The organism is Streptomyces sp. NBC_01775 (assembly GCF_035917675.1).
GTDB lineage: Bacteria > Actinomycetota > Actinomycetes > Streptomycetales > Streptomycetaceae > Streptomyces.
Window position 1 is genome coordinate 7,993,828 of sequence record NZ_CP109104.1, and the last position, 26,075, is coordinate 8,019,902.

The 26,075-nt window shown below is 71.9% G+C and carries 17 protein-coding genes; 7 read left to right on the top strand and 10 right to left on the bottom strand.

Annotation, left to right across the window (positions count from 1 at the left end; all coding sequences use genetic code 11):
- Positions 1–105 precede the first annotated feature (105 nt).
- Together OHB04_RS35310 and OHB04_RS35315 are read left to right on the top strand one after the other, a co-directional pair.
- Positions 106–1,734: an acyl-CoA synthetase gene (locus OHB04_RS35310; protein WP_326809049.1), complete on the top strand. Its 1,629-nt coding sequence runs from the start codon at positions 106–108 to the stop codon at positions 1,732–1,734.
- Positions 1,731–3,086 carry an MFS transporter gene (locus OHB04_RS35315; RefSeq protein ID WP_326691706.1) on the top strand — a complete coding sequence of 452 codons (1,356 nt, stop codon included), beginning with the start codon at positions 1,731–1,733 and terminating at the stop codon, positions 3,084–3,086. Before OHB04_RS35310 ends, OHB04_RS35315 begins: the two co-directional genes overlap by 4 nt.
- Positions 3,087–3,146: 60 nt before the next feature.
- Here OHB04_RS35315 and OHB04_RS35320 read toward each other — a convergent pair whose 3' ends face one another.
- Positions 3,147–3,767, bottom strand: coding sequence for a TetR/AcrR family transcriptional regulator C-terminal domain-containing protein (locus OHB04_RS35320; protein ID WP_326809050.1), 621 nt, complete (start codon positions 3,765–3,767; stop codon positions 3,147–3,149).
- Positions 3,768–3,817: 50 nt separating this feature from the next.
- Here OHB04_RS35320 and OHB04_RS35325 point away from each other — a divergent pair, with 50 nt between their 5' ends.
- Positions 3,818–5,407, top strand: coding sequence for an FAD-dependent monooxygenase (locus tag OHB04_RS35325; RefSeq protein WP_326809051.1), 1,590 nt, complete (start codon positions 3,818–3,820; stop codon positions 5,405–5,407).
- Between the two features lie 30 nt (positions 5,408–5,437).
- On the opposite strand, the gene OHB04_RS35330 is transcribed toward OHB04_RS35325, so the two are convergent.
- Positions 5,438–6,970 (bottom strand): carboxylesterase/lipase family protein, encoded by a 1,533-nt coding sequence (locus OHB04_RS35330; protein WP_326691709.1) that lies wholly within the window; start codon positions 6,968–6,970, stop codon positions 5,438–5,440.
- Positions 6,971–7,011: 41 nt separating this feature from the next.
- Entirely contained in the window at positions 7,012–7,860 is an 849-nt protein-coding gene (locus OHB04_RS35335; protein ID WP_326809052.1) for an MBL fold metallo-hydrolase, read from the bottom strand.
- 183 nt (positions 7,861–8,043) lie between these two features.
- On the opposite strand from OHB04_RS35335, the gene OHB04_RS35340 reads away from it, so the two are divergent.
- The 3 genes from OHB04_RS35340 (at position 8,044) to OHB04_RS35350 (ending at position 14,884) form a co-directional block, all read left to right on the top strand.
- Positions 8,044–10,905 (top strand): helix-turn-helix transcriptional regulator, encoded by a 2,862-nt coding sequence (locus OHB04_RS35340; RefSeq protein WP_326809053.1) that lies wholly within the window; start codon positions 8,044–8,046, stop codon positions 10,903–10,905.
- Between the two features lie 170 nt (positions 10,906–11,075).
- On the top strand, positions 11,076–13,247 hold the full coding sequence (locus OHB04_RS35345) for a hypothetical protein (protein ID WP_326809054.1): 2,172 nt from the start codon (positions 11,076–11,078) through the stop codon (positions 13,245–13,247).
- Between the two features lie 5 nt (positions 13,248–13,252).
- Positions 13,253–14,884: an ABC transporter substrate-binding protein gene (locus OHB04_RS35350; RefSeq protein ID WP_326809055.1), complete on the top strand. Its 1,632-nt coding sequence runs from the start codon at positions 13,253–13,255 to the stop codon at positions 14,882–14,884.
- A gap of 79 nt (positions 14,885–14,963) precedes the next feature.
- On the opposite strand, the gene OHB04_RS35355 is transcribed toward OHB04_RS35350, so the two are convergent.
- The 5 genes from OHB04_RS35355 to OHB04_RS35375 form a co-directional block, all read right to left on the bottom strand.
- A complete protein-coding gene (locus OHB04_RS35355; protein WP_326809056.1) occupies positions 14,964–17,840 on the bottom strand; it encodes an NHLP bacteriocin export ABC transporter permease/ATPase subunit in 2,877 nt (958 codons plus the stop codon).
- 11 nt (positions 17,841–17,851) lie between these two features.
- Complete coding sequence (locus OHB04_RS35360) at positions 17,852–20,059, bottom strand: NHLP family bacteriocin export ABC transporter peptidase/permease/ATPase subunit (RefSeq protein ID WP_405802980.1); 2,208 nt, start codon at positions 20,057–20,059, stop codon at positions 17,852–17,854.
- Positions 20,056–20,862, bottom strand: coding sequence for an HlyD family efflux transporter periplasmic adaptor subunit (locus OHB04_RS35365; RefSeq protein WP_326809057.1), 807 nt, complete (start codon positions 20,860–20,862; stop codon positions 20,056–20,058). The genes OHB04_RS35360 and OHB04_RS35365 overlap by 4 nt, the downstream gene beginning before the upstream one ends.
- A gap of 203 nt (positions 20,863–21,065) precedes the next feature.
- A complete protein-coding gene (locus tag OHB04_RS35370) occupies positions 21,066–21,260 on the bottom strand; it encodes a hypothetical protein (RefSeq protein ID WP_326691717.1) in 195 nt (64 codons plus the stop codon).
- A 495-nt stretch (positions 21,261–21,755) separates the two neighbouring features.
- On the bottom strand, positions 21,756–22,331 hold the full coding sequence (locus tag OHB04_RS35375) for a hypothetical protein (RefSeq protein WP_326809058.1): 576 nt from the start codon (positions 22,329–22,331) through the stop codon (positions 21,756–21,758).
- Between the two features lie 192 nt (positions 22,332–22,523).
- Here OHB04_RS35375 and OHB04_RS35380 point away from each other — a divergent pair, with 192 nt between their 5' ends.
- Positions 22,524–23,033 carry a hypothetical protein gene (locus OHB04_RS35380; RefSeq protein ID WP_326691719.1) on the top strand — a complete coding sequence of 170 codons (510 nt, stop codon included), beginning with the start codon at positions 22,524–22,526 and terminating at the stop codon, positions 23,031–23,033.
- A 107-nt stretch (positions 23,034–23,140) separates the two neighbouring features.
- Here the strand turns inward: OHB04_RS35380 and OHB04_RS35385 are convergent, their stop codons facing one another.
- Both OHB04_RS35385 and OHB04_RS35390 read right to left on the bottom strand, forming a co-directional pair.
- Positions 23,141–23,488, bottom strand: coding sequence for a VOC family protein (locus OHB04_RS35385; protein WP_326809059.1), 348 nt, complete (start codon positions 23,486–23,488; stop codon positions 23,141–23,143).
- A gap of 118 nt (positions 23,489–23,606) precedes the next feature.
- Positions 23,607–26,075, bottom strand: coding sequence for an excinuclease ABC subunit UvrA (locus OHB04_RS35390; protein ID WP_326809060.1), 2,469 nt, complete (start codon positions 26,073–26,075; stop codon positions 23,607–23,609).

The following is a 26,075-nucleotide window of genomic DNA, read 5'->3' on the forward strand; positions in this document are numbered from 1 at the left end:
GGCCCGGCCCCGTCGTACGCCCGGCGGCCCCGGTAAGCCCCGGCCCCGTACGCACCCGCCCCCGTACGCCCGCACCCACCGCGCCCCGTCCACCAGGAGGACCCCATGACCACCAGCGTCACACCCGAAGACGCGGTCTCCGACGAGGAAGACGCGTACCGCCGCCTCGTGGAAGAGCACCGGTGGACCGTTCCCGAGCGGTACAACATGGCCGCCGACGTCGCCGACCGGCACCCGGGCGACAAGCTCGCGCTCATCTTCGAGGACCACACAGGACACCGCGAGGAGGTCCGCTGGCAGCAGATCCAGGACCGCTCCCGGCAGGTGGCCGCGCACCTGCACGCGCTGGGCGTGCGCAAGGGCGACCGCGTGGCAGTACTCCTGCCCCAGCGCCCCGACACTCCGGCCACGTACCTGGGCGTCCTGCGCACCGGCGCCGTCCTCGTGACCATGTCGCTGCTGTGGGCGGACGAGCCCATCCGCTACCGGCTGGCCGACTCCGACACCACCGTGCTGGTCACGGAGACCGCTGCGCTGGAGCGTACGGAGGGGTTCGACGGCACCGTCGTCGACGTGGACGACCCGGCGATCGGAGCGCTGCCGCCCGAATACACCACCGTGGAAACAGCGCCCGACGACCCGGCCCTGATCTTCTACACATCCGGCACGACCGGCCCGGCCAAGGGCATCGTGCACGCTCACCGCACCCTGCTCGGGCACAACGAGTTCCGCCACTGCCACGACCTGCGGCCCGGGGATGTGTTCTACGGCGCCGGGGACTGGGCCTGGTCCATGGCCAAACTCATGGGCCCGCTGCGCGCGGGCGCCACGCATCTCGTCCACCGCCCGGCCGGCGGCTTCGACCCGGCCGGGCTGCTGGCCGCGATGTCCCGTAACAAGGTCACAACGGCCCTGGTCAACCCCACTTTCCTCCGTAAGATGATGCAGGATGTCCCGGACGCGGGGACGCGCCATCCGCAGTCGCTGCGGGTGGTGTGCTGCTCGAACGAGCCGCTCACCCCCGACCTCATCGACTGGTTCCGCGGCCAGTTCGGCGTGACCCCGCTGGATTACTACGGATCCACCGAGTCGTACCCCCTGCTCGGCAACTTCCCCGGCGTGCCGGTCAAGCCCGGCTCCATGGGCCGCCCCCTGCCCGGCTGGGACGTCGCGCTGCTGGACGAGAACGACCGCGAGGTACCCGTGGGAGAGCCGGGCGAGATCTGCCTGCGTGCCGGATCCAACCCCCAGTTCCCGCTGGGCTACTGGAACCGCCCGGAGGCGTCGGCCGAGACCTTCGGTGGCACCTGGTACCGCACGAAGGACCAGGCCGTCATGGACGAGGACGGATACTTCTGGTTCCTCGGCCGCACCGACGACGTCATCAAGACATCCGGATACCGGGTCGGACCGTACGAAGTGGAGGCCGCCTTGCGCGGGCATCCCGCCGTCGCCGAAGCCGGAGTGGCGGGCGTCCCCGACCCCGTGCGCGGCCAGGCCGTCAAGGCGTGGATCGAGCTGAGCCCCGGCCACGAGCCGGGCGACGAGCTGGCACGGGAACTCTCGGCCTTCGCCCGCGCCGCCCACTCCCGCTTCGCCTACCCGCGGCTGATCGAGTTCGTCGACGAACTGCCGCGCTCGGCCACTGGGAAGATCCAGCGAGCCGCCCTGCGCGCCCGGGACCTCGAGACCCCCGACGCGGTCACACCAAGCACGAAGGACGGGCCCAGGTGACGACAGACAGCGCAGTCCCCGTGCCCGCCTCGCCCCGCGAGGCGGATGAGGCGCCCGGCAGCCACGCGCCCCGCGTACGGCGCAAGGTCGCCCTCGCGACGGCCGTCGGCAACTTCGTCGAGTGGTTCGACTCCGGCGCGTACGCCATCATGTCGGCCACCATCGCGGGCCTGTTCTTCCCGCAGTACGACAAGACCGCGGCGCTCCTGGCCACCTGGGCCGTCTTCGCCGGCGGCTTCATAGCCCGGCCGCTCGGCGCCGCCTTCTTCGGCCGCTACGGCGACCGGATCGGCCGCAACCGCATGCTCGCGCTGAGCGTGCTGTGCATGAGCGGCTCGACGCTGCTCATCGGACTGCTGCCCAGCTACGCCACCCTCGGCATCGCCGCGCCCGTCCTGCTCTTCTGCCTGCGCGCCGTGCAGGGCTTCTCCACCGGCGGCGAGTACACCGGCGCCTCCGCCTTCATCATGGAGTACGCCCCGGAGGGGCGCCGGGCCCGTTACGCGAGCGTCGTGCCCCTCACCGTCGGCCTCGCTTCGGTGGCGGGCGCGCTGACCGGCCTGGTGATCACCTCGTCCCTCGACGAGGGGGCGCTCAACAGCTGGGGCTGGCGCGTCCCCTTCCTGCTGGCCGGACCGCTCGGACTCATCGGCCTCTACCTGCGCAGCCGGATCGAGGACACCCCGGTCTTCCGCGCGATGGAGCAGCGCGAGGCCGTACAGGAGGCGCCGCTGCGGCAGGCGTGGCGGCTCTGCCGGAAGCAGGTGCTCACGCTCTTCGGCTACAGCATCACCAACGCGGTCGGCTACTACCTCATGAGCAGCTACATGATCTCCTACATGTCGGAGGAGGTCGGCTACACCAAGTCGCAGGCCATGCTGGTCGGCTTCGTGTCCATGCTCGCCTACAGCGCGGCCTGCCCCCTCATGGCAGCCGCCAGCGACCGCTACGGGCGCAGGCCGATGCTGCTGGCCGCCTGCGGCGGCTTCGCCGTCACCACGCTGCCCGTCTTCTGGCTGATCGGCACCGGACTGGCCGGGGCGCTGGTGGGCACGGCGGTCCTGGCGGTGCTGGTCGCGGTGATCGGCACCTCCAACGTGCCGGCCATGGCCGAGATGTTCCCCGGCCAGCTACGGGCCAGCGGCTCGGCCCTCGGCTACACCGCGGCCTACGTCCTGTTCGGCGGGACAGCCCCGTTCGTCGCCACCGGGCTGGTCACCGCCGCCGGAAGCCCGCTCGCCCCCGGCTTCTATCTGATGGGGCTGGCGGTGGTCTCCGCGCTGGTGGTCCTCTTCTCCTTCAGGGAGACCCTGCGGCTGCCCCTCACGCGGACCTCCGTGCTGGGTGAGTGAACGACGCGCCCCGGCGACATGAACCGCGCCTGAGTGGCCGGCCCGTCACGGGCCGGCCACTCAGGCGCGGCCGAGGATGCGCTGGACGCCGTCCTCGAAGCGGGCGGGGAAGGTGTCCTCGGCGAGGGCGGCCTGTGACGCGCGCAGGGCGGGGTACGGGCCCGCTGCCACCGCCTCGCGCAAGCGGGGCTCGTCGGCGTCGGTCACGGCCTGTTCTTCCTGGGTGAGGCCGAGGGTGAAGTAGACGAGGGCGTAGAGGGTCCGTGCCGCCGCCCGCGCCGTTCCCAGGTGCTCGGTGAGGGTGGCGATGAGGGTGTCCGCGAAGCGGAGGGTGTGCGGTTCGGCCGCGTACGTCCCGGTCACCAGGGCGGCTCCGTCCCGGTGGGCGAGCAGGGACTGCCGGTAGCGGCGCATCAGTTCGCGCGCCCGGCCGCCCGCCTCCGCCGGCAGGTCGTCGTAGGCGATGGCCCCGGCGACGGCGTCCGCCATCAGTTCCAGCAGCCGGCTCTTGGTCTTGACGTGCCACAGGACGGTGTTCATCCGTACCCCGAGCCGGTCCGCGACGGCGCGGGTGGTGACCGCCTCCAGTCCTTCCTCGTCGAGGAGGCCCATTGCCGCTTCCACGACGGCGGCGGGGGTCAGCCGGGTGCGGGCCGACGGCCCGGATTGCTCTTTGGTCACTGACCTAGTTTACTTCAGCGAGTAATTGGTCACCGACCAAGGAGAAGTCCGTGGAAGAGATCGTCATCGTCGGAGCGGGGCCCACGGGCCTCTGGCTTGCGGCGGAACTGCGGTTGCAGGGCACATCCGTGACAGTTCTGGAGGTCCGACGGGAGCGCGATCCCCACTCCAGGGCACTCACCATCCATCCCCGCACCCTGGAGATACTGGGGATGCGCGGGCTCGCGGACGACTTCATCGCCGCCGGCCGCCCGCTGCCCACCGGCCACTTCGGGGCCCTGGAAACACGGCTGGACTTCAGCGCCCTGGAGACGCCCTACCCCTTCACCCTGTTTCTGCCCCAGGCGCGCACCGAGGAGCTGCTGGAGGAACACGCGCGCGCACGAGGCGCGCGGATCCGTCGCGGACACCGGGTGACGGCGCTGGAGCAGGGCGCGGAAGCCGTCCGCGTCGAGGTGGAGGGACCCGCGGGCCCGTACCGGCTGGAAGCGCGGTACGCCGTGGGATGCGACGGCACCCGCAGCCAGGTCCGGGAAGCCGCGGGGATCGACTTTCCCGGCACCGGCACGTCGGTGTGGGGATGGCTGGGCGATGTCGTCCTCGACCAGCCGCCCGGCGGCCCGGTCAGCGCGTTCGGCCCGGATGGTGGCGTGATGGCGGTGCCCATGACGGACGGCCTGACCCGCCTCGTCGGCGTCGCCCCGGAAGACCACCGGAGCGACCACCCCGGCGAACTGACCCTGGAGGAAGTGCGGGAGAAGACGGTACGGGTCCTGGGCACCGACTACGGAATGCGCGACCCCTTCTGGCTCTCCCGCTTCGGGAACGCCACCCGGCAGGCCGCCGCCTACCGCGAGGGCCGGGTCCTCCTGGCGGGCGACGCCGCGCACATGCACTTCCCGGCCGGCGGCGTCGGGTTGAACGTCGGCTTCCAGGACGCCACCAACCTCGGGTGGAAACTCGCCGCCACCGTCCGGGGCAGTGCCACCGCCTCCAGCAGCGCGTCCCAGGGCGCCGCCACCACGGAACTGCTGGACACCTACCATGCCGAGCGCCACCCCGTCGGCGCGCGCCTGCTCGACTCCACCCGGGCCCAGACCGCCCTCATGGCCGCCGGCTCCGCCGAAGGGCGAGCGCTGCGGGCCTACTTGGCGGACATGATCCGTGACCTGCCCGACTTCTCCCGCGCCCTCGCCGAACAACTCTGCGCCCTCGACGTCCGCTACCCGCCGACCCGCCTCGGCCCCGACGCCGATGTCGTCCACGACGCCGACGCCGAAATTGCCGCGCACCCGCTGACGGGAGCCCGCGCACCGGACCTGGTCTTCGCGGATGGCACCAGCTTGTTCCCCCTGATGACTCAGGGAAGGCACCTCCTGCTCGACCTCACCGGCGCCACCGATGCCGATGCCGATGCCGATACCGATACCGATGCCGATACCGGTACCACCACGGACGCGGCGTCCCCGGGCGGTCCCCTTCCGCCGGGGACACGTCGTCACGCCGCTCGTCTGAGGCAGCCCGACAGCCGGTGGAGCACCGTCAGCACGGTGCTCATCCGCCCCGACGGCCACGTCGCCCGGGCCGACGGCCACCGCGCCTCCGTCTCGTCGCGGCCCGGGAGCCGGGCGGCGGCCTGACCTCTCGCCGGCCGCCGGGGCGACGACGGGTCAGGCCCAGGCCCGTCGTTCCTCGCCACGGGGGTCGTCGACCTGGGTCCAGTCGGCGCCGATGCGCATCGTGGTGCGGCGCGCGGTGTCGTACGGGTCCCAGCCGGGGTCGCCGGTCCTGGCGAAGCGGACCCAGGTCTCGTGCGTGCGGGCGGCGAGGTCCGCAGGGGGCTCTTCGGGGCCGAGCAGGCCGTTGGGGCCGTGCAACTGGGGTAGGTGCGCGAGGTCGAAGACGAAGGGGAGCTCCACCGCGTGGGCGGCGCCGAGCTCTCCGTCCAGGGCGTGGGAGCGCCACGCGAACTCGTACCCGAAAGTGGCCGATCCGGGCTGGGCGGCATGCGCGTCGGCCAGGGCCCAACTGCCCGCCCCGAACAGCGCGTCGCCCAGGACGGCGGAGCGCAGCTCACCGGCGGAAGCGCCGGGGCGTGCCTTCCGGTACGTCTCCACGAGCCGCGCCGGATCCGGGTGCGAGCGGGCCGCCGCCGCGTCGACGTCCGCCGCGGTCGAGGTGGAGTACTGGCCCACGGGGACCAGATAGAGGTTTCCCTCCTCGGCGTTGGTCCCGATGAGCAGGTCGACATCGGTGCCGAGTCCGGCGGCGACGGATGCGGCGGGCTGTGTACCGAGGACGAGACTGAAGGGGCTGAGCCCGGCCAGCGGGTCGCGGTGCGTCCCGGTCCGCAGGTCGATGCCGCCGAGCTGGGCGGCGGCCTCCACCAGGCGCTCGTCGGAGATCTCCGCGAAGGCGCCGGCATGGGGCCGGACGCCCAGGGCCTCGGCCGCCGCCCCGGTGACGCGGGCGGCCTGCTCGGTGGTGAAGGCGCCCAGGCCGCTGCCGCTTTGGATGATCGCCCGGCGGAAGAGGCCAGCGGCCTGGGGGGTGGCGAGGACGCCGCCGACGACGGTCGCCCCGGCCGACTGGCCGAAGAGGGTGACGTTATCCGCGTCACCGCCCAAGGCGGTGATGTTTTCCCGCACCCACCGCAGCGCGGCGACGACATCGAGCAGGCCGCGATTGGCGGGCGCTCCGGGGAGGTCGAGGAACCCCGCGATGCCGAGCCGGTAGTTCAGGGTGACGAGGACGACGCCGTCGCGGGCGAAGCCGGAGCCGTCGTGCAGCGCCGACCGCGTCGATCCGGCGACGAATCCGCCGCCGTGGACGAACACCATGACGGGCAGGCCCCCGCCCGCGGCTGGGCCGTGGCCGCCCACGGCTTCGGGCGTCCAGACGCTGACGGTGAGGTAGTCCTCCCCGGGGCTCCAGCCGGCGCCGAAGTAGGGGGACATGTCCACGCTGCCGAGCCTGCGTTCGGACTGCGGCGCGTTGGGCCCCGGCACGGTGGCGTCGCGTACGCCCTCCCAGGACGCGTGCGCACGCGGCGGCGCGAAGCGGCCGATGCCGAGGGGAGGGGCGGCGTAGGGGATGTTCAAGAAGGCGCTGATGCCGTCCCGGCGCACGCCGCGGACCGCTCCTTGCGCGGTGGCGACGACGGGGCCGGGGGTGCTCACGACGGGGTCGGGGGAGTGGTTCACTTCTGGTGCCTTTCTGCGGGCCTCGGCCCTGTCTGCCGGGTTCAGTCCTGCTCGGTGAACGGGCTGAAGGGGGACCAGCCCTTGATGGCGAACTTGTTCCCGTCGCGCACCACCTCCGCCGCGCCGTGACCGCCCAGGTGCGCGGGGATCACGAGAGCGTTGTGGTCGGCCGCCCAGCCCAGAACCCTGCGTCGGGTGGCGCGGGCGCCCGAGGGGTCCTCGCAGAAGCAGCTGTTGGCGTCCGGTTCGAGGATCTGCATCGGGTTGTGCAACAGGTCGCCGACGAACACCGCGCGGTCCGGCCCGGAGGTGAGGGTCAGCACGGAGGAGCCGGGGGTGTGCCCGGGAGCCGCGTCCAGGCGCAGGCCGGCGTCGATCTGGTGGGTGCCCGCCCACAGCAGCGTCTGGCCGGCCTGGTGCACGGGTGCCACGCTGTCCTCGAAGACGTTCTGGTTGCCGCGGCCCAGCAGCGGCTTGTGGCCGTTCTCGGGATTCCAGAAGTCGAAGTCGTCCTTCGGTATCAGATACGTGGCGTTGGGAAAGGTGGGAACCCAACTCCGCCCGTCCAGATATGTGTTCCAGCCGACGTGATCGATGTGGAGATGCGTGTTGACCACGATGTCCCGGTCGAGTACGGGGCGTTCCTTGTGATTGCCCACGCCGGTGTCGACGAGGATGGTCCTGCCCTCGCTGCGCAGCAGCCACGTCTGGATCGCGGAGTTCACGATGTTGGTGCCGGGCTCCAGGAAATGCGGCGTCAGCAAGGGGGCGTTGTCGGCCCACAATTCCTTCGGTATTTCGGGGAAGAAGGTGTCGGGCGTCATTTCAACGGAACCGTAATATTCCCGGACCCGGGTGATGGTGATATTGCCGAGCTCGATCTGTTCCACGAGGCATCCTTGAGAGGGCGGAAGCTTTTCCGGAACCGTAGGAGGGGCCGAGGTGCGTGCGGTATCCGTCATGTGACTGCACCTGCGCACAGGCGGCCCCCGGACACCGGTCTCGCCGCTTGTAGCCTGGCCGGAGCAAGGTGAGGCGGCTCCGGTCGAAGAGCCACAACTCCTGGAGATCCCGTGGACGAGCACGCAGGTGACCCCGGTGCGGGCGCGGGAACGGAACCGGGCGCGGGGGAGCTGATCGTCGGCCGGGACGCGGAGCTGGCACGCCTCTTCCGTACGGTGGACGCGCCGTCGGCGGCCGAGCCGGTTCTGGTGCTCGCCGGTGAGGTGGGCACGGGAAAGAGCGTGCTGCTGGACTCCGCGGTGCTCCGGGCCGGAGCGAGGGGCGCTCGCGTACTGCGCGCCCAGGGAAGCGAGACGGAGTCGAGTCTCGCGTTCTCCGCACTGCATCAACTGCTGCGCCCGCTACGGGCCGAGGTGGACCGGCTGCCGGAGAGACAGCGCGCGGCGCTGGACGACGCCTTCGGCGCGGGGCCGGGCACGGTCGCGCCCGACCTCATGCTCATCGGGGTCGCCGTATTGAGCCTGCTGTCGGCCCTGGGCGACCAGGGGCCCGTGCTCGTGGTGCTGGACGACGCGCAGTGGTGTGACAGCGCCTCCCTGGATGCGCTGTCCTTCGCAGCCAGACGGCTGGAAGGCGAACCGGTCACGATGCTGATCGGCGTGCGCGGCGGCGACCACCCTCCGCGGCCCGAGGGGCCCGACGGGCCCGGCCGTTTGAGCCGTTTCGGCCGGCACGTACCGACGCTCACCCTCGGACCGCTCGACCACTCCGTCGCCAACCGCCTGCTGGACCTTCAGCCGAAGAGCCCCACCGGCAGGACCAGGACCCGGATCCTGGATCAGGCCGAGGGCAACCCGCTGGCGCTGGCCGAACTCACGAGGGCGGCAACCGAGGACGCGGCCGGCCACGAAGCGGTTCACGGGACCGTCCAAGGGGCCACCGCCCACAGCACCGCCCCACGCGTGGGTCCCCTCCCGCTCACCGCTCACCTGGAGCGACTCTTCGCCGCCCGCCTGCACGCCCTCCCGGCCGCCACCACGCGAGCCCTGCTGCTCCTGGCCGCCATGGACAGCACCGATGCCGCGCTCGCCGTCGCGGGCGGGCTGCCGGACGCCGAGGACGACGCGTGGCTTCCCGCCGAGCAGGCCGGGCTGGTCCGGCGGACCGGCCGGGACATCCGGTTCCGGCACCCGCTGGTCCGGTCCGCCGTGTACCACTCCGCGCCCTTCGACGCGCGGCGCGAGGCTCATCTCGCGCTCGCCGCGATACTGCGGGACGAACCCGACCGGCGCGCCTGGCACCTCGCCGCCGCGTCCTCGCGCCCGGACGCCGCCGTGTCGGCGGAGCTGGAGCAGACCGCCGGCCGGGCGCGCCGCCGAGGCGGCCACGCGGCGGCGGCCAAGGCCCTGCAACGCGCCGCGGAACTCGCGCCACGGCGCGAGGACAGCGCCCGGCTGCTGGTCGAGGCCGCGGGGGCGGCCGTGTTCACCGGCGACATCGCCTGGGTCGAGGAGCTGACCGCCGGGGCACGGGCGCGTACCGACGACGCGTCGCTGCTGGCCTCCGCCGCCGTACAGGCCGGACGGCTGGCGACGCTGACGGTGCGTCACACCGTGGTCTTCTCCAGACTGATCGACTCCGCGGGCCGGTTGGCGGACGCACAGCCCGCCGCCGCGCTGGACCTCCTGGCCGGTGCCGCCGTGGTCCGCTTCTACTCGGGCGAGGACATCCAACGCCGCCGTATCCACGAGGTCCTGCGGAGCCTTCCCGAGCACGCGTCACGCGCATGGCCGCGTACCTGGGTGACGGCCGTGACGGATCCCTTCGGCAGCAGGGCCGAACTCCTCTCCCGGCTCCCGTGGCTGGCCGCCGAGGCGGAACGCCGGCCCGACCGGCTCACCGCTCTCGCGATCGCGGCCTGGCTCCTGGACGAGACCCCACTGGCCGTCCGCGCATTCGACGAGGCCTTCGACCGCTGGGAGCTGCGGGGGCCGCTGCCGGAGGGCCTGGGCGGCGCGGCGGCCTGGGCCTATGTGGAACGGGGAAGATGGGGACAGGCCCGCGAGGTGTGCGCCCGCACCACCGCGGTCGGCTCGACGGCCGGTCTCGGCCACGCCGTGGCGTGCGCGGCGGCGGTGGACGCCACCGTGCTGGCCTTCCAGGGGGACGCGGCGGCGGCCCGCGCCAGGGCCGAGGACGCGCTCGCCCTGATCGATCCGCTGGAGAGCCGCTCCGTATCCGTCTATGCCCGTCGCGCGCTCGGTGCCGCCGCCGTCGCGGACGGCGCGTACGAGACCGCGTACGACCAACTCCGCATGGTCTTCACGGCAGATGGCGCGCCGGTGCACTACCACGCCTCCTACCCGGCCCTCGCGGACCTGGCCGCCGCCGCTGTGCGCGGTGGCCGGCGCGAGGAGGCCGCCGCGCTCGTCGAGCGGTCCGCACGCGCGCTCGCCGGCAACGCCTCACCGCGCCTGCGTGCGCTGCTCGGCCGGGCCCGTGGCCTGCTGGCCGACCCCGAGGACGCTGAGCCGCACTTCCGGGCCACACTGGCGGACCCGGTGTTGGAGCACTGGCCCTTCGAACGCGCCCAGACCCTGCTGGACCTCGCCGAGTGGCTGCGGCGCCGTCGCCGCATCGCAGAGGCCCGCGCGCCGCTCGCCGAAGCCCTGGAGACCTTCCGGCGCCTGGGCGCGCGCCCGTGGATCGAGCGCGCCCGTGCCGAATCGCGGGCCGCCGGCCTCGACGTCACGGATGCGGCCCCCGACGCGCTCGCCGAACTCTCCCCGCAACAGCAGCAGATCGTCAGGCTCGCCGCCCGCGGGCTGACCAACCGTGAGATCGGCGAGAAGCTCTTCCTCTCCCCGCGCACGGTCGGCTCGCACCTCTACCGCAGCTTCCCCAAGCTGGGCATCACCGCCCGCTCGCAACTCCGCGACCTCGTGGAGGGCCCCCTCACGACGGCCGGCTGATTCGGCCGACGGCCGACCGAATTCGGCGCCACGATACTGAGCAGTCGTCAATTCCCTTACGCGGAACTGTTATTCCCCCGAAGATTGGTTCGTGGTGCACTAACCTTTGCTGGCGCGCCGGTCACCGGTCACCCGTTCCCGGGCGGGAGAGCACTCCATGGGGGGAGCCCGTGTGTGAAGAGCTGGGGTTCGAGAAGCTGCTCGGTGAGGAGGGCTTCTTCGCCCGCCTGTTCGGGCGGTCACCGTCGGGCGCCGGCCGGGATCCGCTGTACGGACCCGACCTTCCTGTGGTGCTGCTCACCGGCGGTCCCGGCATGGGCAAGGGCCGTCTGCTGCGCGCGGCGCGGGACCGGCTCGCCACCAAGGTGCCGGTGATCTGTCTGGACTGCGGCTCACCGGCGTACGCGGACCGGGCGGAGCCGGAGCCGGGCGCCCGCTCCGCCCCGACCGAGGCCCTGGTCGAGGCCGCCCGGCGGCTGCACACCTGGCAGGGGACGGGTGGCTCGTTCGCCTTCCCCCGGCTCTTCTCGGGCCTCGCGATGGTCGCGACCGGCGTGGCGGAGGGCACCCCCGAGGCGGTCGCGACGGAGATCGAACGGTACGAGGAGCTGGCCCAGAAGCCCGGCCTCCTCGGCACGCGGGGGCGTGACTTCTGGAGCGGCGTGTTCGTCGGGACCATCCGGAACCTGCTGACGACCCTGTCCGGGGAACAGCTCGGCCCGTACTCGGCGGCGGTGAGCAACGCACTGCTGGATGCCCTCTTCGCGCGGTTGGCGCCCCGGGGCAGGGCGGAACTGGAGCGGATCTACGGCGCGTACCCCGGCGCGGCCGGTCAGCCCAAGCACGGACTGCGCAACCTCGCCGCCGACTTCCAGGCCGGGGGCGACGCGCGCGAGCTGGCAGAGGGCTTCCTCTTCCGGGCGCTGCGCGAGGACCTGGAGGCGGCCCACGCCTCGGCGTCCGGCTGGCTGCGCCGGGTCGGCCGCCCGGGGCTGCTGCTGGATCACGCCGAGACGCCGCTGGGGGAGGGGCTGTTGAAGGCCGTCCTCCTCGACCGCAGGGGAGGGCAGCGCGACCGTGTGGTGATCGTGGGCACGACGCGCCGGGCGGACGGCGGCGGCTTCCTGTACGGCGGCCTGCCGCCGGAGGACGTGGCGCCCCCGGCCGAGTTCCGGCCCGCCGACGGCGCCCCGCCCGCGTGGTCCCGGCCCACGGACGAAGGGGCGGACCGGGCACCGCTGGCCGACGGGGCGCTGCTGCTGCGGATGCCCTTCCTCACCGGGGACCAGCTGCGCCGGGAGACCGAGCGAAGGCAGACGCGCGCGGAGCCGGAAGGCGGCGCGAACCGCCGCCGCGTCGACGCCGCCGTGGCACGGCTGAGCGGGGGACGGCCGCACACGGTGATCCGGCTGGCCGCCGCGGCTGCCGCCTTCCGGATGCCGGCCGACGCCAACGACCGGGACGTACTGGCCGCCCCACTGCGGCTCCCCGGCGACGGCACCCCCGAGCAGCCGGTGGCCGAGGTGCTGCTCCAGGAGCTGATCCTGGACCAGCTGCCGGTGGGGCTGCCGGGCGAGCACCGCGGCCAGTGGCTGGACCTCCTCACCCATCTGTCGGTGGCGCACGACGAGGAGTGCGCGGACGTCCTGCTCCGTCACCATCAGTCGGGCCGGGTCCACCGCTTGACGGCGCATCACATCTCGAAGCTGCTCACCGACACCGGGTGGCCCAGCTGCGAACGGCATTTCATCGGGGACTTCGGGCTGCGCCAGATGCTGGTGCACCGGCTGTACGGGCTGCGCCCCGCAGCAGCCGCCTGGTATGCCGACCACCACCTGCTGCGGGACCACTACGCGACGCGCGCGGTGACGGACGAGGGCGCGCCGGGCGACGGGGCGTTCCGTTCGGTCATGGCGCACCGGATGAACCACCACCTGGTCTCCGGCGGTGCGGACGACGTGGCCCGCCATCTGGCCGCCACGCTGCCAGGGCGCCCCCAGGAGTGGTGCGCGGAGCTGCTGGAGATCGCCCAGGCGCCGTACCCGGGCGGCGCCGACGCCCGGCGGGAGCGCGCCCAGGGCTTGGTGACGGCGGACGGACCGGCGCTGCGCCGCACCGTCGACCAGCTGCTGCACGCGGTGTGGCTGTGCGAGGAGCGGACCAGGCCGACCGGCCAGGAGACGGCCCGCACGCTGGAGAAACTGCTGGAGCTCCTCTCGATCATGGAGTTCGACGGGGCGGGACAGCTCGGCAAGACGGCGACCTACTGGAGCGGCCTGGCGGCGAACGAGCAGCCGTTGCTGCGCTGCGCCTGCACAGAGCAGCTGGGGCGAAGGAGATAACGGGGATGCCCAAGTGGAAGAAGATCCTCTACACGCTGCTGGCGGTGGCGGCGATCGTCGTGGCCGGCTACCTCATCAAGTCCTGCGCCCAGAAGCCGGACACCTGTGCCGACGGGGTGGAGCGGGTCGGCGGCGAGTGCGTCGGCGTCAACGGCGAGGGCTACGACTTCGGCACGCCGGAGATCCGCGACGTGGCCAAGGCCATCGCACGCCAGAACAAGAAGGCCGAGGGCAGCTCGCACGTCACGGTGGCGATGATGCTGCCGCTCCAGTCGGACAAGGCGGCGCTGCGCAGGCAGATGCGCAGCGACATCCAGGGCGCGTATCTGGGGCAGCGGCAGGCCAACGGGGGCGAGGGGGAACCGCCGAAGATCCGGCTGGTGCTGGCCAACCCCGGGCGGGACTACAAGCAGCAGGAGAAGGTCGTGAACACCCTGCTGCGGATGGCCGATTCGTCCAAGGACCGGCTGCGCGCCGTCACGGGCTTCAATCTCAGCCTCGATGACACGGAGGAAGCGGTCGAGCGGCTGACGAAGCACAAGATCCCCGTGCTCGCCTCCCGGATCAGCGGGGACCGGATCTCGAACGAGGACCGGACGGACGGCTCGGCCAAGGCACGGTTCCCCGGCCTGGCCCGGATCCTCCCCACCAACCACGACGCCGCCCAGGCACTGGCCAACTTCAACGGCGAACGGGGCCGGGAGAACCGGAAGACGGTGCTGGTCTACGACAAGCGCGACGACGGCTACAACGAGTCGCTGGCGAAGGCGTTCAGCGGGATCAAGGAGAAGGGCCCGCCCGGTCCCGCCGCGATGCCCTTCGAGTCCCCGGGCATCGACGAGCCGGGCTCGACCGGCAACCAGTTCACCCAGACGGCCAACAACATCTGCGACTCCGGCGCCGACACCGTCTACTTCGCGGGCCGCACGGTGCACCTGCGGCTCTTCGCGCTCAAGCTCGCCCAGGTGGACTGCCAAAACCGGCACTACACCCTCGTCAGCGGCTCCGACGCCGCCTCGCTGCGGCTGGACATGACGAAGAAGGACTGGGAGCGGCTGCGCGGCGAGGGCGGCGAGCCGAAGGTGACGGTGCAGTACGCCGCCCCCGCGCACCCGGACGCCTGGCGTGCCGAACTGGCCGACTGGAAGAAGAAGTGGCGCGCGGACCACGACCGCAAGCCCACCGAGAAGGACCTCCCCCAGTACCTCACCGAGCCCGGCGCGGCCCTGGAGACCCTGAAGAAGCGGATAGAGACCACGCGCGGCGAGGGCGTACGGCTCGGCTCGAAGCCGGACCTGGAGGACTCCCGGACGATGCTCGTGTACGACGGCCTCACCACCATCGGCAAGGCACTGCACCTCGCGCAGCACGGCGGCGCCGAGGAGGTGCCCAGCCGTGCGGACGTCGGTGGGCAGTGGTCGCGGCTCCAGTCCCGGCACCGGGTGCACGGTGCGAGCGGACTGATCTGCCTGACCAGCAACGGGAACCCGTACGACAAGCCGGCCGCCGTGGTCGAGCTGGATCCGGGCCGGGAGGGCCATGGCAAGCTGAAGTTCGTCGGCCTGGGCTGGTCCACGGGACGGGAACAGCCGAAGAACTGTGTGATCCCCAGCGACACCTCCCCGGGCGGGCCGTGAGCGCACCGTAAGGGGCGCGGGGAACGGCGCGACAGCCACGACGTTGCCGCAGACGGGGTACTGGACTCCCAGCGGAGCGCTACCGCTGTCGGCGGACCAGCTCGTGGAACAAGCCCGTGGGGTCGGCCAGCAGGGCCGCCGGCGTGCCCTCCTGCACGACGCGGCCCTGGGACATCACGATCACCCGGTCCGCGTCCAGCACGGTGGACAGCCGGTGCGCGATCACCACCCGGGTGGCGCGCAGCTCCCGCGTGCTCTCCGCCACCACGCGCTGCGTCTCGTTGTCCAGCGCGCTGGTCGCCTCGTCGAAGAAGAGCAGACGAGGGCGGCGCACCAGCGCCTGCGCGATCATCAGCCGCTGCCGCTGGCCGCCGGATACGGTGCCACCGCCGTCGGAGAGCATGGTGTGGAGGCCCATGGGCATCGCCTTGATGTCGTCGGCCACCCCCGCCATCCGTGCCGCCTCCCACACCTCCTCCAGGGGGAAGGTCTCCGCGCCGCAGACGCACTCCAGGATCGAGCCGGCGTGCGGCTGCGCGTTCTGGAGCACGACACCGCACTGGCGGCGCACCGCCACCTGGTCGAGCGCGGTGAGGTCCTGTCCGTCGTAGCGGACCTCTCCCGAGGTGGGCCGGTCGAAGCCGATCAGCAGCCGCAGCAGCGTCGACTTGCCGCAGCCGCTCGCTCCCACGATCGCCACGAACTCCCCGGGCTCCACCCGGAAGGAGACGCCGTCCAGGACGAGCGGCCCGTCCTCGGAATAGCGGAAGGTCAGCTCCCGTGCCTCGATCGCGCCGGAGAGCGTACCGGGCTGTACGCTGCCGCCGCGTACCTCCGGGAGCTCCTGGAGCACCGGCTTGATCTGCTCGTACATCGGAAGGACCGCGGCGCACGAGATGAGCGCGTTGGTCAGCTGGGTGACGGACGTCAGCAGCATCGTCATCGCGGTGGTGAAGGTGAGGAACCCGCTGGGTGACAGCGCGCCGCGTGCCGGGCCGGCCAGCAGGACGAACAGCAGCAGCGTCGCCAGCGGCAGGTACACCGCGTTGACGACCGTGCTGATGTTGCGGATCCGCCCCGCCCGCCGCTGGAGCTCCCGGCTGCGGGCGAACTCCTTCGCCCAGGCCGCGTAGGCGAACGACTCCGCCGCCGCGACCCGCAGCTTCGGCAGGCCGCGCAGGGTCTGGAACGCCTGGTTGTTGAGCTTGTTGTTCAGCTCCACCAGGCGGCGCTGCCAGCGCAGTTGCCACAGCCCGGTGGCCGCGAAGATCGCCGCGACGAGGGCCAGTACGCCGAGCGCGGTGAGCGCCAGGGGCACGCTGTAGGCCAGCAGCAGGACAAGGTTGACCGCGGCGACCGTGCCGGACTGCACGACGATCGAGCTGATGCCCGACAGCACGCGGCGGATGGCGCTGACACCCATGGCGGCGCTGGCCAGCTCGCCGGTGGACCGCTCGGCGAAGAACCGCGTGGGCAGCCGCAGCAGCCGGTCCCACACCGCCGGTTGCAGCGTGGACTCGATCCGGCCCTCCAGCCGCAGCAGCGCGGTGTTCTGCAACAGCATGAACGCCGCCGCCACCACGGCGGTGCCCACGAGCGCCGCGGCGGCCTGCGCGATGAGGCCCTTCTCCGCGTTGGGCACGTACGTGCCCAGGACCTGACCGGTGGCCACCGGCACCAGCGCGCCCAGGCCGACCGCGACGAGCCCGCTCAGCACCAGGGTGAGCAGGTCGCCGCGGGCGCCGTACAGCGCGAAGCGCAGCAGCCGCCGTGCGGGCAGCGGCTGTTCGGGCAGCGGCCGGTAGAACATCACGGCGCGGGGGGCGAGTGTGGCGGCGTTCGCCTTGCCGATCCGCCAGCGGCTGCCGCTGCCGGGCTGCACCGCCTCGTACCGGCCGCGCCGCCACAGCAGCGCCACCGGCGCACCGCTCGCAGCGCGGTGGCCCACCAGCGGGCCGGTGTTCTCCTTCCACCAGTCTCCCGACAGCTTCACGGGGCGGGTGCGCAGCCCCGAGGTGAGGGCGAGCCGCTCGACCGGGTCCATGCGGTCGCGGGAGGAGAGCCCTTCAGGGGGAAGGCGCAGCGTGACCCCGGCGGCCTCGGCGACCGCGCGGCACACGGCGAGCGCGCTGTCGTCGGAGTCCTGCCCCGCGTCGCCGCCGCGCCCGGACTTGTCGATCGCGGCGAGCAGGGCCTCGTCGGCCTCGGCGCGGACGGTCTCGCCCGCTTCCATGCCCGCCGCCGTACGGTCCTCGTGGGCGCGCTCCAGCCGCTCGATCCAGCGGTCCAGGGTGTACAGCAGCCGGGCCAGCTGGTCGACCATGCGCTGCCACATGGCGCCGTCTATCAGCAGGTCGGCGGCGGCCTCCGCGCTGTAGGCGGCGCCGTACCGCACGCTGCCGGGGGCGACGGGCATCCACAGGATGTCGTCGTCGGTCGCGGGGCCCTGGTCCCCGGAGTGGCCCGGGTAGCCGGGCTCCCCGTCCAGCGGCGCCTCGAACAGCACCCGCAGCCCCCGCCCTACACCCCGGGCGAAGGCGTCATCGAGCGGGCCGAGCGCGTCATACGCGTCATACGCGCCGAACCCGCCTCCGCCGTGCGGTGGCTGGGCGGGCTGGGGCTGGGCGGGCTGGGGGAACAGCTCCCGCAGGGGTATCCGGCGCAGCACTCCGCCTCGCACCGGGCGCCCGACCAGCGTGTGCCTCGGGCCCGCCACCGGGCCCAGCAGCAGGGTGCCCGCCTCCAGCCGGCCCAGGAAGTGCCAGTGGCCCTGGCCTCCCGCGTCCACCGCGAACACGTCCATCGCACCGTGCGCCACCAGCCACAGCACGTGCGGCCCCTCCAGCGCCATGCCGCTGCCGGAGGCGTGTGTCACCGCCTCGCCCAGCGCGCCGAACCGGTCGACCACCACGTCCGTCGTCTCAGGGACCGACTGATCCGTCTGTTGCGCGTACATACCTGGGTACCTCAGTGTTCCTTGACGAGTCGCGCGTACGGCCCCCCGGCGGCGAGCAGCGGCTCGTGCCGTCCCCGCTCCACGACGGTGCCGCGGTCCAGCACCACGATCTCGTCGCTGTCCCGGACGGTGCTCAGCCGGTGCGCGATCACCACGCAGGCGCAGCCGCGCCGCCGCAGGTTGTCGATGATGAGGGCCTCGGTCTCGGCGTCCAGGGCGCTGGTCACCTCGTCCAGGACGAGGATGCTGGGCCGCCGCACCAGCGCGCGGGCGATCTCCAGCCGCTGCCGCTGTCCGCCCGAGAAGTTGCGGCCGTCCTGCTCGACGCGGCTGTGGAGGCCACCGGGGCGCCGCGCCACGTCCTCGTACAGCGCCGCGTCCCGCAGCGCCGTCTCGACCGCGTCGTCGCTCAGGGAGGGGTCCCACAGCGCCACGTTGTCCCGGACCGTGCCCTCGAACAGGAACACGTCCTGGTCGACGAAGGAGACGGAAGCGGCCAGCGCGCCGCGCGGCAGGTCCTCCAGCCGCCGGCCGTCGATGCGGATGATCCCCTCCCACGGCGTGTACAGGCCCGCGATCAGCCGCGACACCGTGGACTTGCCGCTGCCCGACCCGCCGACGAGCGCGATCTGCTGCCCAGGGCCCACGGCCAGCGACAGACCGGTGAGCAGCGGCTTGTCCAGCGGGTTGTAGCCGAAGGTGACGTTCTCCAGCGTCACGTACCCGGCCAGCCGCCGGGTGCTGGCGGGTGGTTCGCGCCGGGTGTAGAGCGGGTCGGCGGGGAAGGTCTCCACGTCCTTGAGCCGGGCGACGTCGGCGGCGAAGTCCTGGATGCGGCCCGCCACCGAGTTCAGCCGGGTCAGCGGCGCGGTGAAGCTGGTGACCAGCGCCTGGAACGCGACGAGCAGCCCCGCCGTGATGGCCCCCTCCACCGCCCGCGTGCCGCCGATCAGCAGGATCAGGGCGCTGTTGAGGGTGGCCAGGGTCGGCGCGACCACGGCCAGCGCCGCGCTCGGTACGCCGAGCCGCTGCTGCACGTCGAGGGTGGTGGCGTGCTGGCCCGCCCAGCGGCGGAAGTAGCCCGTCTCACCGCCGGTCGCCTTCATCGTCTCGATGAGCTGGAGACCGCTGTAGGAGGTGTTGGTGAGCCGGGCCCGGTCTGCGCGCAGCTTCTGCGTGCCGGTGGCCCGCAGCCGGATCACCACCCGCATCGCCACCACGTTCAGCAGCGCTATCCCCACGCCGACGAGCGTCAGTTGAGGGTCGTACGTCCACAGCAGCAGCGCGTAGCCGACGACGACCACCGCGTCCACGCCCGCCGCCGCCAGGTCCCGGGCCAGCGTCTCGGCCACGGTGTCGTTGGACTGGAGCCGCTGCACGAGGTCGGCCGGGCTGCGCTGCGCGAAGAAGGTGACCGGCAGCCGCAGCAGATGCCGCAGGAACCGGGCGCTGCTGAGCGTCGAGGAGATGAGCCGGGCGCGCAGCAGGTTGCCCTGCTGGAGCGCGGTCAGTACGGCGGTGAGGACGGCGGCGGCACCCATCGCGGCGAACAGCACGCCCAGCAGCGAGTCCTGCCCGCCGAAGACGAAGGTGTCGATGTAGGTGCGGCTGAGCGCGGGCACCGAAGCGCCGACCACGACCAGCAGGAAGCTGGCCACCAGCGCCGCGAACATCGCACCCGAGGTGCCGCGCAGCCGCGCCGGCAGCGCCCCCGTGACGCTGGGCCTGCGCCCGCCCCGCCGGAACGTCTCGGACGGCGTGAAGGTCAGCACCACACCGGTGAAGGAGGTGTCGAACTCCTCCATGGGGACGAACCTGCGCCCCTTGGCCGGGTCGTTGATGTACACCCCCCGGCGGCCGAAGCGGCGGCCGAGACCGTCGAGGACGACGTAGTGGTTGAACTCCCAGAACAAGATGGCCGGTGCGGACACCTCGGCCAGCGCCGAGGGCTCCATCTGCATGCCCTTGGCCGTCAGCCCGTAGCCGCGCGCGGCCTTCAGCAGACTGCTGGCCCTGGAGCCGTCCCGGGATACGCCGCAGGCGATGCGCAGCTCCTCCAGCGGCACATGGCGCCCGTGGTGGCCCAGCACCATGGCGAGCGCGGCGGCACCGCACTCGACGGCCTCCATCTGGAGCACGGTGGGGGTCCGCACGGCGCGCGCGCTCTTGGGGGCGCTCTCGCGCCCGCCGTGCCGGCGCCGGTGCTGCGTGGCGGTCACGGCAGGAGCCAGTCGACGGGCCGCTGCGCGGTGAGGTGCGCCGCGCCGCGCACCGGCGTCGCCGACTCGGGGGCGGACGGCGGGCCGCCGTCGCGGGACCAGGCGTACCCGGACTTCGTGGCCGGGGCGCGCTTGAGCCGCACCAGGACGGCCAGGGGCCGGCCCCGGCGGGTGAACTGCTGTGCCAGGTCCTTGTCTCCGAGGAAGCCGCTGATCTGCTGCCGGGTCTGCGGCGACTGCCCGACGGACTGCACCGTGCCGCGGAGCATCCCGTACCGGTCCGCCGGTACGGAGCCGACGGTCAGGTCGACGGTCGCGCCCACCGGCACGGTCGCGCCCTTGTCCGCGGGGATGTAGAGCATCGCCACGAGTGGGTCGTCCGCGCTTCTGACGCGCTCGACGGTCGCCACGTCCGCGCCGGTGGTGACCACGGCGCCCACCTCGGCCGCCAGGGACGTGACCCGGCCGCGCGCCACGGCACGCACCGGCCGCACACCCTGGTCCGTGCGCACACTCACCACGGGCGCACCCTTTTCGACCGACTGCCCCGCCTTGGCGTGCACGGCGGTCACCTGCCCCGGGACGGGGCTCTGGAGGAGGTAGCTGCCCTGGGTGTGGGTGAGGACGCCGGGGGCGGCGAGCTTGGAGGAGACGGTTCCTGTGACGGCCCAGACGCAGCCCGCCGCCATCACCACAATGGTGACGACGAGTACGAGAAGGCCCTGCGGCCGTGCGAAGCGTACGGGAACGTCGAGTTCTTCGGGCGATTGCAGCTTGCCAAGCGCCTTTTGCCGGAACTCCACGTCACCTGTCCTTACCTTTCCTTCACTTCTTGTCCTGCGGCCGGTCACTGATGTGGCGACAACGGCGCACGACCGTAACACATAAGCCCCGGAACGAAGTTCCGGGGCTTATGCCATGTCCCCGCGCTAAGGGAATTGCAAGCAGTTCCGAAGCGACGCGGGAAAGGTGTCAGTCAATGACACCAGTATTCCTGGCCAGTGGGTCAGGAGGCGGCGTTGACGCCGACGCCGACACCCGGGAGACCGTCGGTGCTGACACCGTTCACGGTGTTGCCGACCAGGCCCTCGACGCCGCCGACGGTGCCGCCGACCTCGCTCACAGCCTCGTTGACGATGCCGCCGGAAACGGCGTCCAGCTCGGCGTCGGCAAGCTCAGCGGTCTCGATGTGGTGACGCATGGATGCGTTTCCCTTCATTGCTTTCGGTTTTATGAGGGGGACTCGTCCCAGACGGCATGAAATGCCGATCGGGACGCTCATCAGTCGGGCATGGGCACACCTGGAAAACCAGGCGAACTGGAACCGGTAGCGGTGGTTCCGCCCGACTGTCCGAAGAGCAGAACACGACAGTGCAGCCGATCGCCACTTGAAGGTCCACTCGTCTCAAGATCTCCACATGGTGCACCGCCTGTTGATGAATCAGCACACCCCGTGCCTCTTTGTGCCGCCCGCTTCTTCGCGTTCGGCGCGGGGAACCGGCCGATGGCGTAGGAGAGTTCCGCGCCGCTGCGCGCTGTGTCCGCGCGGGAGTTGTGTCCACGCTGTGGGGGAGGGCCGGAGAACTCCGCACACCGGCGGGCCGGTTCGCTCCGGCGCCGTCGGGCGCGCTCATGCGTGAGGCCGGCCGCTGCGCTGTCGCGGCAGCCGGCCGGCCTCCTCGGATAGGGCGTCGTCCTACGAGGACGGCACCTTGCTCGCCCTCGTCACCTGGCAGGAGAAGGCGAGCCGTTGGCTGGTGCTGTGCGTGATTTCCATGGTGGCCGAGCGGTCGCTTCCGGCGGCCACCGTCATCGTGTCGAAGTCGGAGCCGATGGGATCGGTCGCGACCGAGGAGCTGGGAGAACTGCCGATCTTGAACTGGACGGAGAAGCTGTAGGTGAACGAGGTGTCGCTGGAGGAGTTCTGGATGTCGACGTCGAACTTGATCTGGGAGGTCGCCCGGCTGTAGCGGCAGTTCTTCCCGACGACCTCGCCCAGCGCGTCGGAGTCGTACGTGGGCGCGGCCGGGCTCGTCGGCGAGGACGGGAGGTCGGTGCTGCCGCCGCTGGACGCGCCGGGGTCGAGGCTGGGGATGTCGCTGGGGGACATCGAGGGGTCGAGCGAGGGGCCCCCTGAGGGCACCGACGGCGCGTCGTCGAGGTCGCCGAGCCCACCGAACGCCTTGTCCTTGGGGTCGTCGGCGCACCCGGAAAGTGCTGCGGTGGTGGCCAGGATGAGAGCGGCTGCGCCCATGGCGCGGCGTATGTGCATGTGATCCCCCGTTGTGCCGAGTTGCGTTCCAGGCTCCGAATGCCCGTGCATACCAAAAAGCACTGGCAGGGTACCGGATGCGTGCGGACCGTCTTGGTAGGTTGGGTGCTCGTATTCTTTTCATGCTTCAGTCTCGGGGGACACATGAGCCAGCCTTGGCCGCCGCAACAGCCCATGCAGCCACCTCAGCCCATGCAGCAGTTTCAGCCGATGCAGCCGCCCGGCTACCCCTACCAGCCAGGATTCCCGCCACCACGCCGTGGCAGCGGGGTGAAGGCGTTCCTTCTCGGGTGGCTCATCTCCGGCTTCGGCGCGACGCTGTTCGCCGGCCTCCTCGTCGCCAGCTACGACGATCTGTCGAAGGTCGGGCTGCGCGTCATGTACGTCGTCTTCGCGCTGGTACTCGCGCTGGTCGTCGGCTCGGTGGCGGGCAAGATGGGCGGGCCCAACCCCGGCGCGTACGTCGCTCCCGCGCTGCTGGCCATGCTCGCCGTCTTCATGGGCACCGCCAACGGCTACGTCTTCGTCCTGCTCGACGCCGGCGGAACCGACGTCCTTGACGCCATGCTGGAACACGAGCCCGGGGCCCCCGCCGAGTTCTGGTGGAAGGGGCTGAAGGGCGGCATCGCGCTCCTCGGCCTCGCGGTCGCCGGAGGCGGCGTCTTCGCCATGGCCAACCTCGTCGGCAAGCGGCAGCGGTAGCGACAGCGGTACGCGGTGTCGTCCGGCGGGCTCACGGCCCGCCGGCGGCCCAGCCGTTCAGCAAGCCGCTCGGCGCCCGCCCGGTGGCCTTCGGGGAGGGGGCCGGGTCATCGGTGGCCCACTACGTTGACCACCCGGCCGTTGGGATCACGGACGAAGAACCGGCGCACTCCCCACTCCTCGTCCTGCAAGGCGTGCACGATCTCCGCACCGCTTCCTCGCATCGCTGCGTAGGCCGCGTCCACGTCGTCCACCTCGACGCTCATGTCGGGCACGACCGGCGCGGTCTTGTCGTGGCTCATGAAGGTGACTTGCGCCGTGGGGTTGGAAGGGGAGGCGAGCGTCATGACCCAGCCAAGGTTCATGACCTCCTCGAACCCCAGGAGACCGTAGAAGTCCCGGCTCTCCTCCATGGTCTCTGTTCGGATATCGGGCATGGCCCGGCGGATGGACATGAGTGACTCCTGCTGACGGGTGGGAGCGAAGGTGTCCCTGATCCTCTCAGGCGGGGCCCTGCGGCGCACCCGGCCAACTCGGGATCGACCGGGCCGACATCGTCCGCGAGGGCCCCGGTCAGGTGCCGACGTAGGCCGCGAGATGCTCGCCGGTGAGGGTGGAGCGGGCGGCGACGAGGTCGGCGGGTGTGCCCTCGAAGACGACCCGGCCACCGTCGTGGCCGGCCCCCGGGCCGAGGTCGATGATCCAGTCGGCGTGCGCCATGACCGCCTGGTGGTGCTCGATGACGATGACCGACTTGCCGGAGTCGACGAGCCGGTCGAGCAGGGCGAGCAGCTGCTCGACGTCGGCGAGGTGGAGGCCGGTGGTCGGCTCGTCGAGCACGTAGACGAGCCGGTCGCCGCTCCTCTCGGCCATGTTGGCCGCCAGCTTGAGCCGCTGCCGCTCGCCGCCGGACAGCGTGGTGAGCGGCTGGCCGAGGCGGAGGTAGCTGAGCCCGACATCGGTGAGCCGGTCGAGGATGCGCTGCGCGGCCGGAGTGCGCGCCTCGCCGGAGCCGAAGAACTCCACGGCCTCGGCCACCGACATCGCGAGCACCTCGCTGATGTCGCGACCGTCGAGGCGGTGCTCCAGGACCGATGCCTGGAACCGCTTCCCCTCGCACTCCTCGCAGGTGCTGGCGACACCGGCCATCATCGCCAGGTCGGTGTAGATGACGCCGGCGCCGTTGCAGTTGGGGCAGGCGCCCTCGGAGTTGGCGCTGAACAGCGCCGGCTTCACGCCGTTGGCCTTCGCGAACGCCTTGCGGATCGGGTCGAGCACTCCGGTGTACGTCGCCGGGCTGCTCCGTCGCGAGCCCCGGATGGGCGCCTGGTCGACCGACACCACGCCCTCTCCCGGCCCGGCGGCCGGGCCGCGCCCCCAGGCGGGGACGGAGCCGTGGATCAGTGAGCTCTTGCCCGAGCCCGCGACGCCGGTGACGACGACAAGCGCCCCGAGCGGGATGTCGACGTCGACATCCCGCAGGTTGTTCGCCCTCGCGCCCCGGATCTCCAGCGCCCCGGTGGGCTTTCGCACCGTCTCCTTGAGGGCGGCCCGGTCGTCGAAGTGGCGGCCGGTGAGGGTGCCGCCGGCCCGCAGCCCCTCGACGGTGCCCTCGAAGCAGACGGTGCCACCCGCCGTGCCGGCGCCGGGGCCGAGGTCGACGACGTGATCGGCGATCGCGATCGTCTCCGGCTTGTGCTCCACGACGAGCACCGTGTTGCCCTTGTCCCGCAACCGCAGCAGCAGGCCGTTCATCCGCTGGATGTCGTGGGGGTGCAGGCCGATGGTCGGCTCGTCGAAGACGTAGGTGGTGTCGGTGAGCGAGGAGCCGAGGTGGCGGATCATCTTGACGCGCTGCGCCTCGCCGCCCGACAGCGTGCCCGACGACCGGTCGAGCGAGAGGTAGCCGAGGCCGATCTCCACGAGCGAGTCGAGCGTCCGCTGCAACGCGGTGAGCAGCGGCGTCACCGCGGAATATCCCCTGCTCGAAGAGCTTGCGGAAGGCTCCTTGAGACGCCGGATCCAGTCGGCCAGGTCTCGGATCTCCATCGCGCAGACGTCGGCGATGCTGACCCCCTCGATCTTCGACGACCGGGCCCCCTCGCTGAGCCGGGTGCCCTCGCACTCGGGGCAGGTGGTGAAGGTGACAGCCCGCTCCACGAACGCCCGGATGTGCGGCTGCATCGCCTCCTTGTCCTTGGACAGGAACGACTTGTGAATCTTGGGGATCAGCCCCTCGTAGGTGAGGTTCACGCCGTCGACCTTCACCTTGGTCGGCTCCCGGTACAGGAAGTCCCGCAGCTCCTTCTTGGTGTACTCGCGGATCGGCTTGTTCGGGTCGACGAAGCCCGACTCGGCATAGACCCGCACGGTCCAGAAGCTGTCCGACTTCCAGCCGGGGATGGTGAACGCGCCGTCGGCGAGCGACTTGGAGTCGTCGTAGAGCTGGGTGAGATCGATGTCGGAGACCGTGCCCCGGCCCTCGCAGCGCGTACACATCCCGCCGGTGCGGTTGAACGTCGCCTTCACGGTCCTGGTCTTGGCGGCACCGCGCTCGACGGTGATCCCGCCGCTCGCCCGGACCGAGGCCAGGTTGAAGGCGAACGCGCTGGGGGAGCCGATGTGGGGCTGCCCGAGCCGGCTGAAGAGGATGCGCAGCATCGCGTTGACGTCGGTGGCGGTGCCGACCGTGGAGCGGGGGTCGGACCCCATCCGCTGTGCGTCGATGATGATCGCGGTCGTCAGCCCTTCGAGGACGTCGACCTCGGGCCGTGCCTGCGTCGGCATGAAGCCCTGTACGAAGGAGCTGTAGGTCTCGTTGATCATCCGCTGTGACTCCGCGGCGATCGTGTTGAACACCAGCGAGCTCTTGCCCGAGCCGGAGACGCCGGTGAACACCGTCAGCCGGCGCTTCGGGAGCTCGACGCTGACGTCCTTGAGGTTGTTCACGCGGGCGCCGTGCACGCGGATCAGATCGTGGCTGTCGGCAGCGTGCGGCACCGGCGCGGACGACTGCGTGTCCGTCCTCGTGGCCTTGCTCAT

Coding starts and splice junctions, on each gene's coding strand:
- OHB04_RS35310 (WP_326809049.1), top strand. CDS start 106: ATGACCACCAGCGTCACACCCGAAGACGCGGTCTCCGACGAGGAAGAC.
- OHB04_RS35350 (WP_326809055.1), top strand. CDS start 13,253: ATGCCCAAGTGGAAGAAGATCCTCTACACGCTGCTGGCGGTGGCGGCG.
- OHB04_RS35355 (WP_326809056.1), bottom strand. CDS start 17,840: ATGTACGCGCAACAGACGGATCAGTCGGTCCCTGAGACGACGGACGTG.
- OHB04_RS35370 (WP_326691717.1), bottom strand. CDS start 21,260: ATGCGTCACCACATCGAGACCGCTGAGCTTGCCGACGCCGAGCTGGAC.
- OHB04_RS35375 (WP_326809058.1), bottom strand. CDS start 22,331: ATGCACATACGCCGCGCCATGGGCGCAGCCGCTCTCATCCTGGCCACC.
- OHB04_RS35380 (WP_326691719.1), top strand. CDS start 22,524: ATGCAGCAGTTTCAGCCGATGCAGCCGCCCGGCTACCCCTACCAGCCA.
- OHB04_RS35385 (WP_326809059.1), bottom strand. CDS start 23,488: ATGTCCATCCGCCGGGCCATGCCCGATATCCGAACAGAGACCATGGAG.
- OHB04_RS35390 (WP_326809060.1), bottom strand. CDS start 26,075: ATGAGCAAGGCCACGAGGACGGACACGCAGTCGTCCGCGCCGGTGCCG.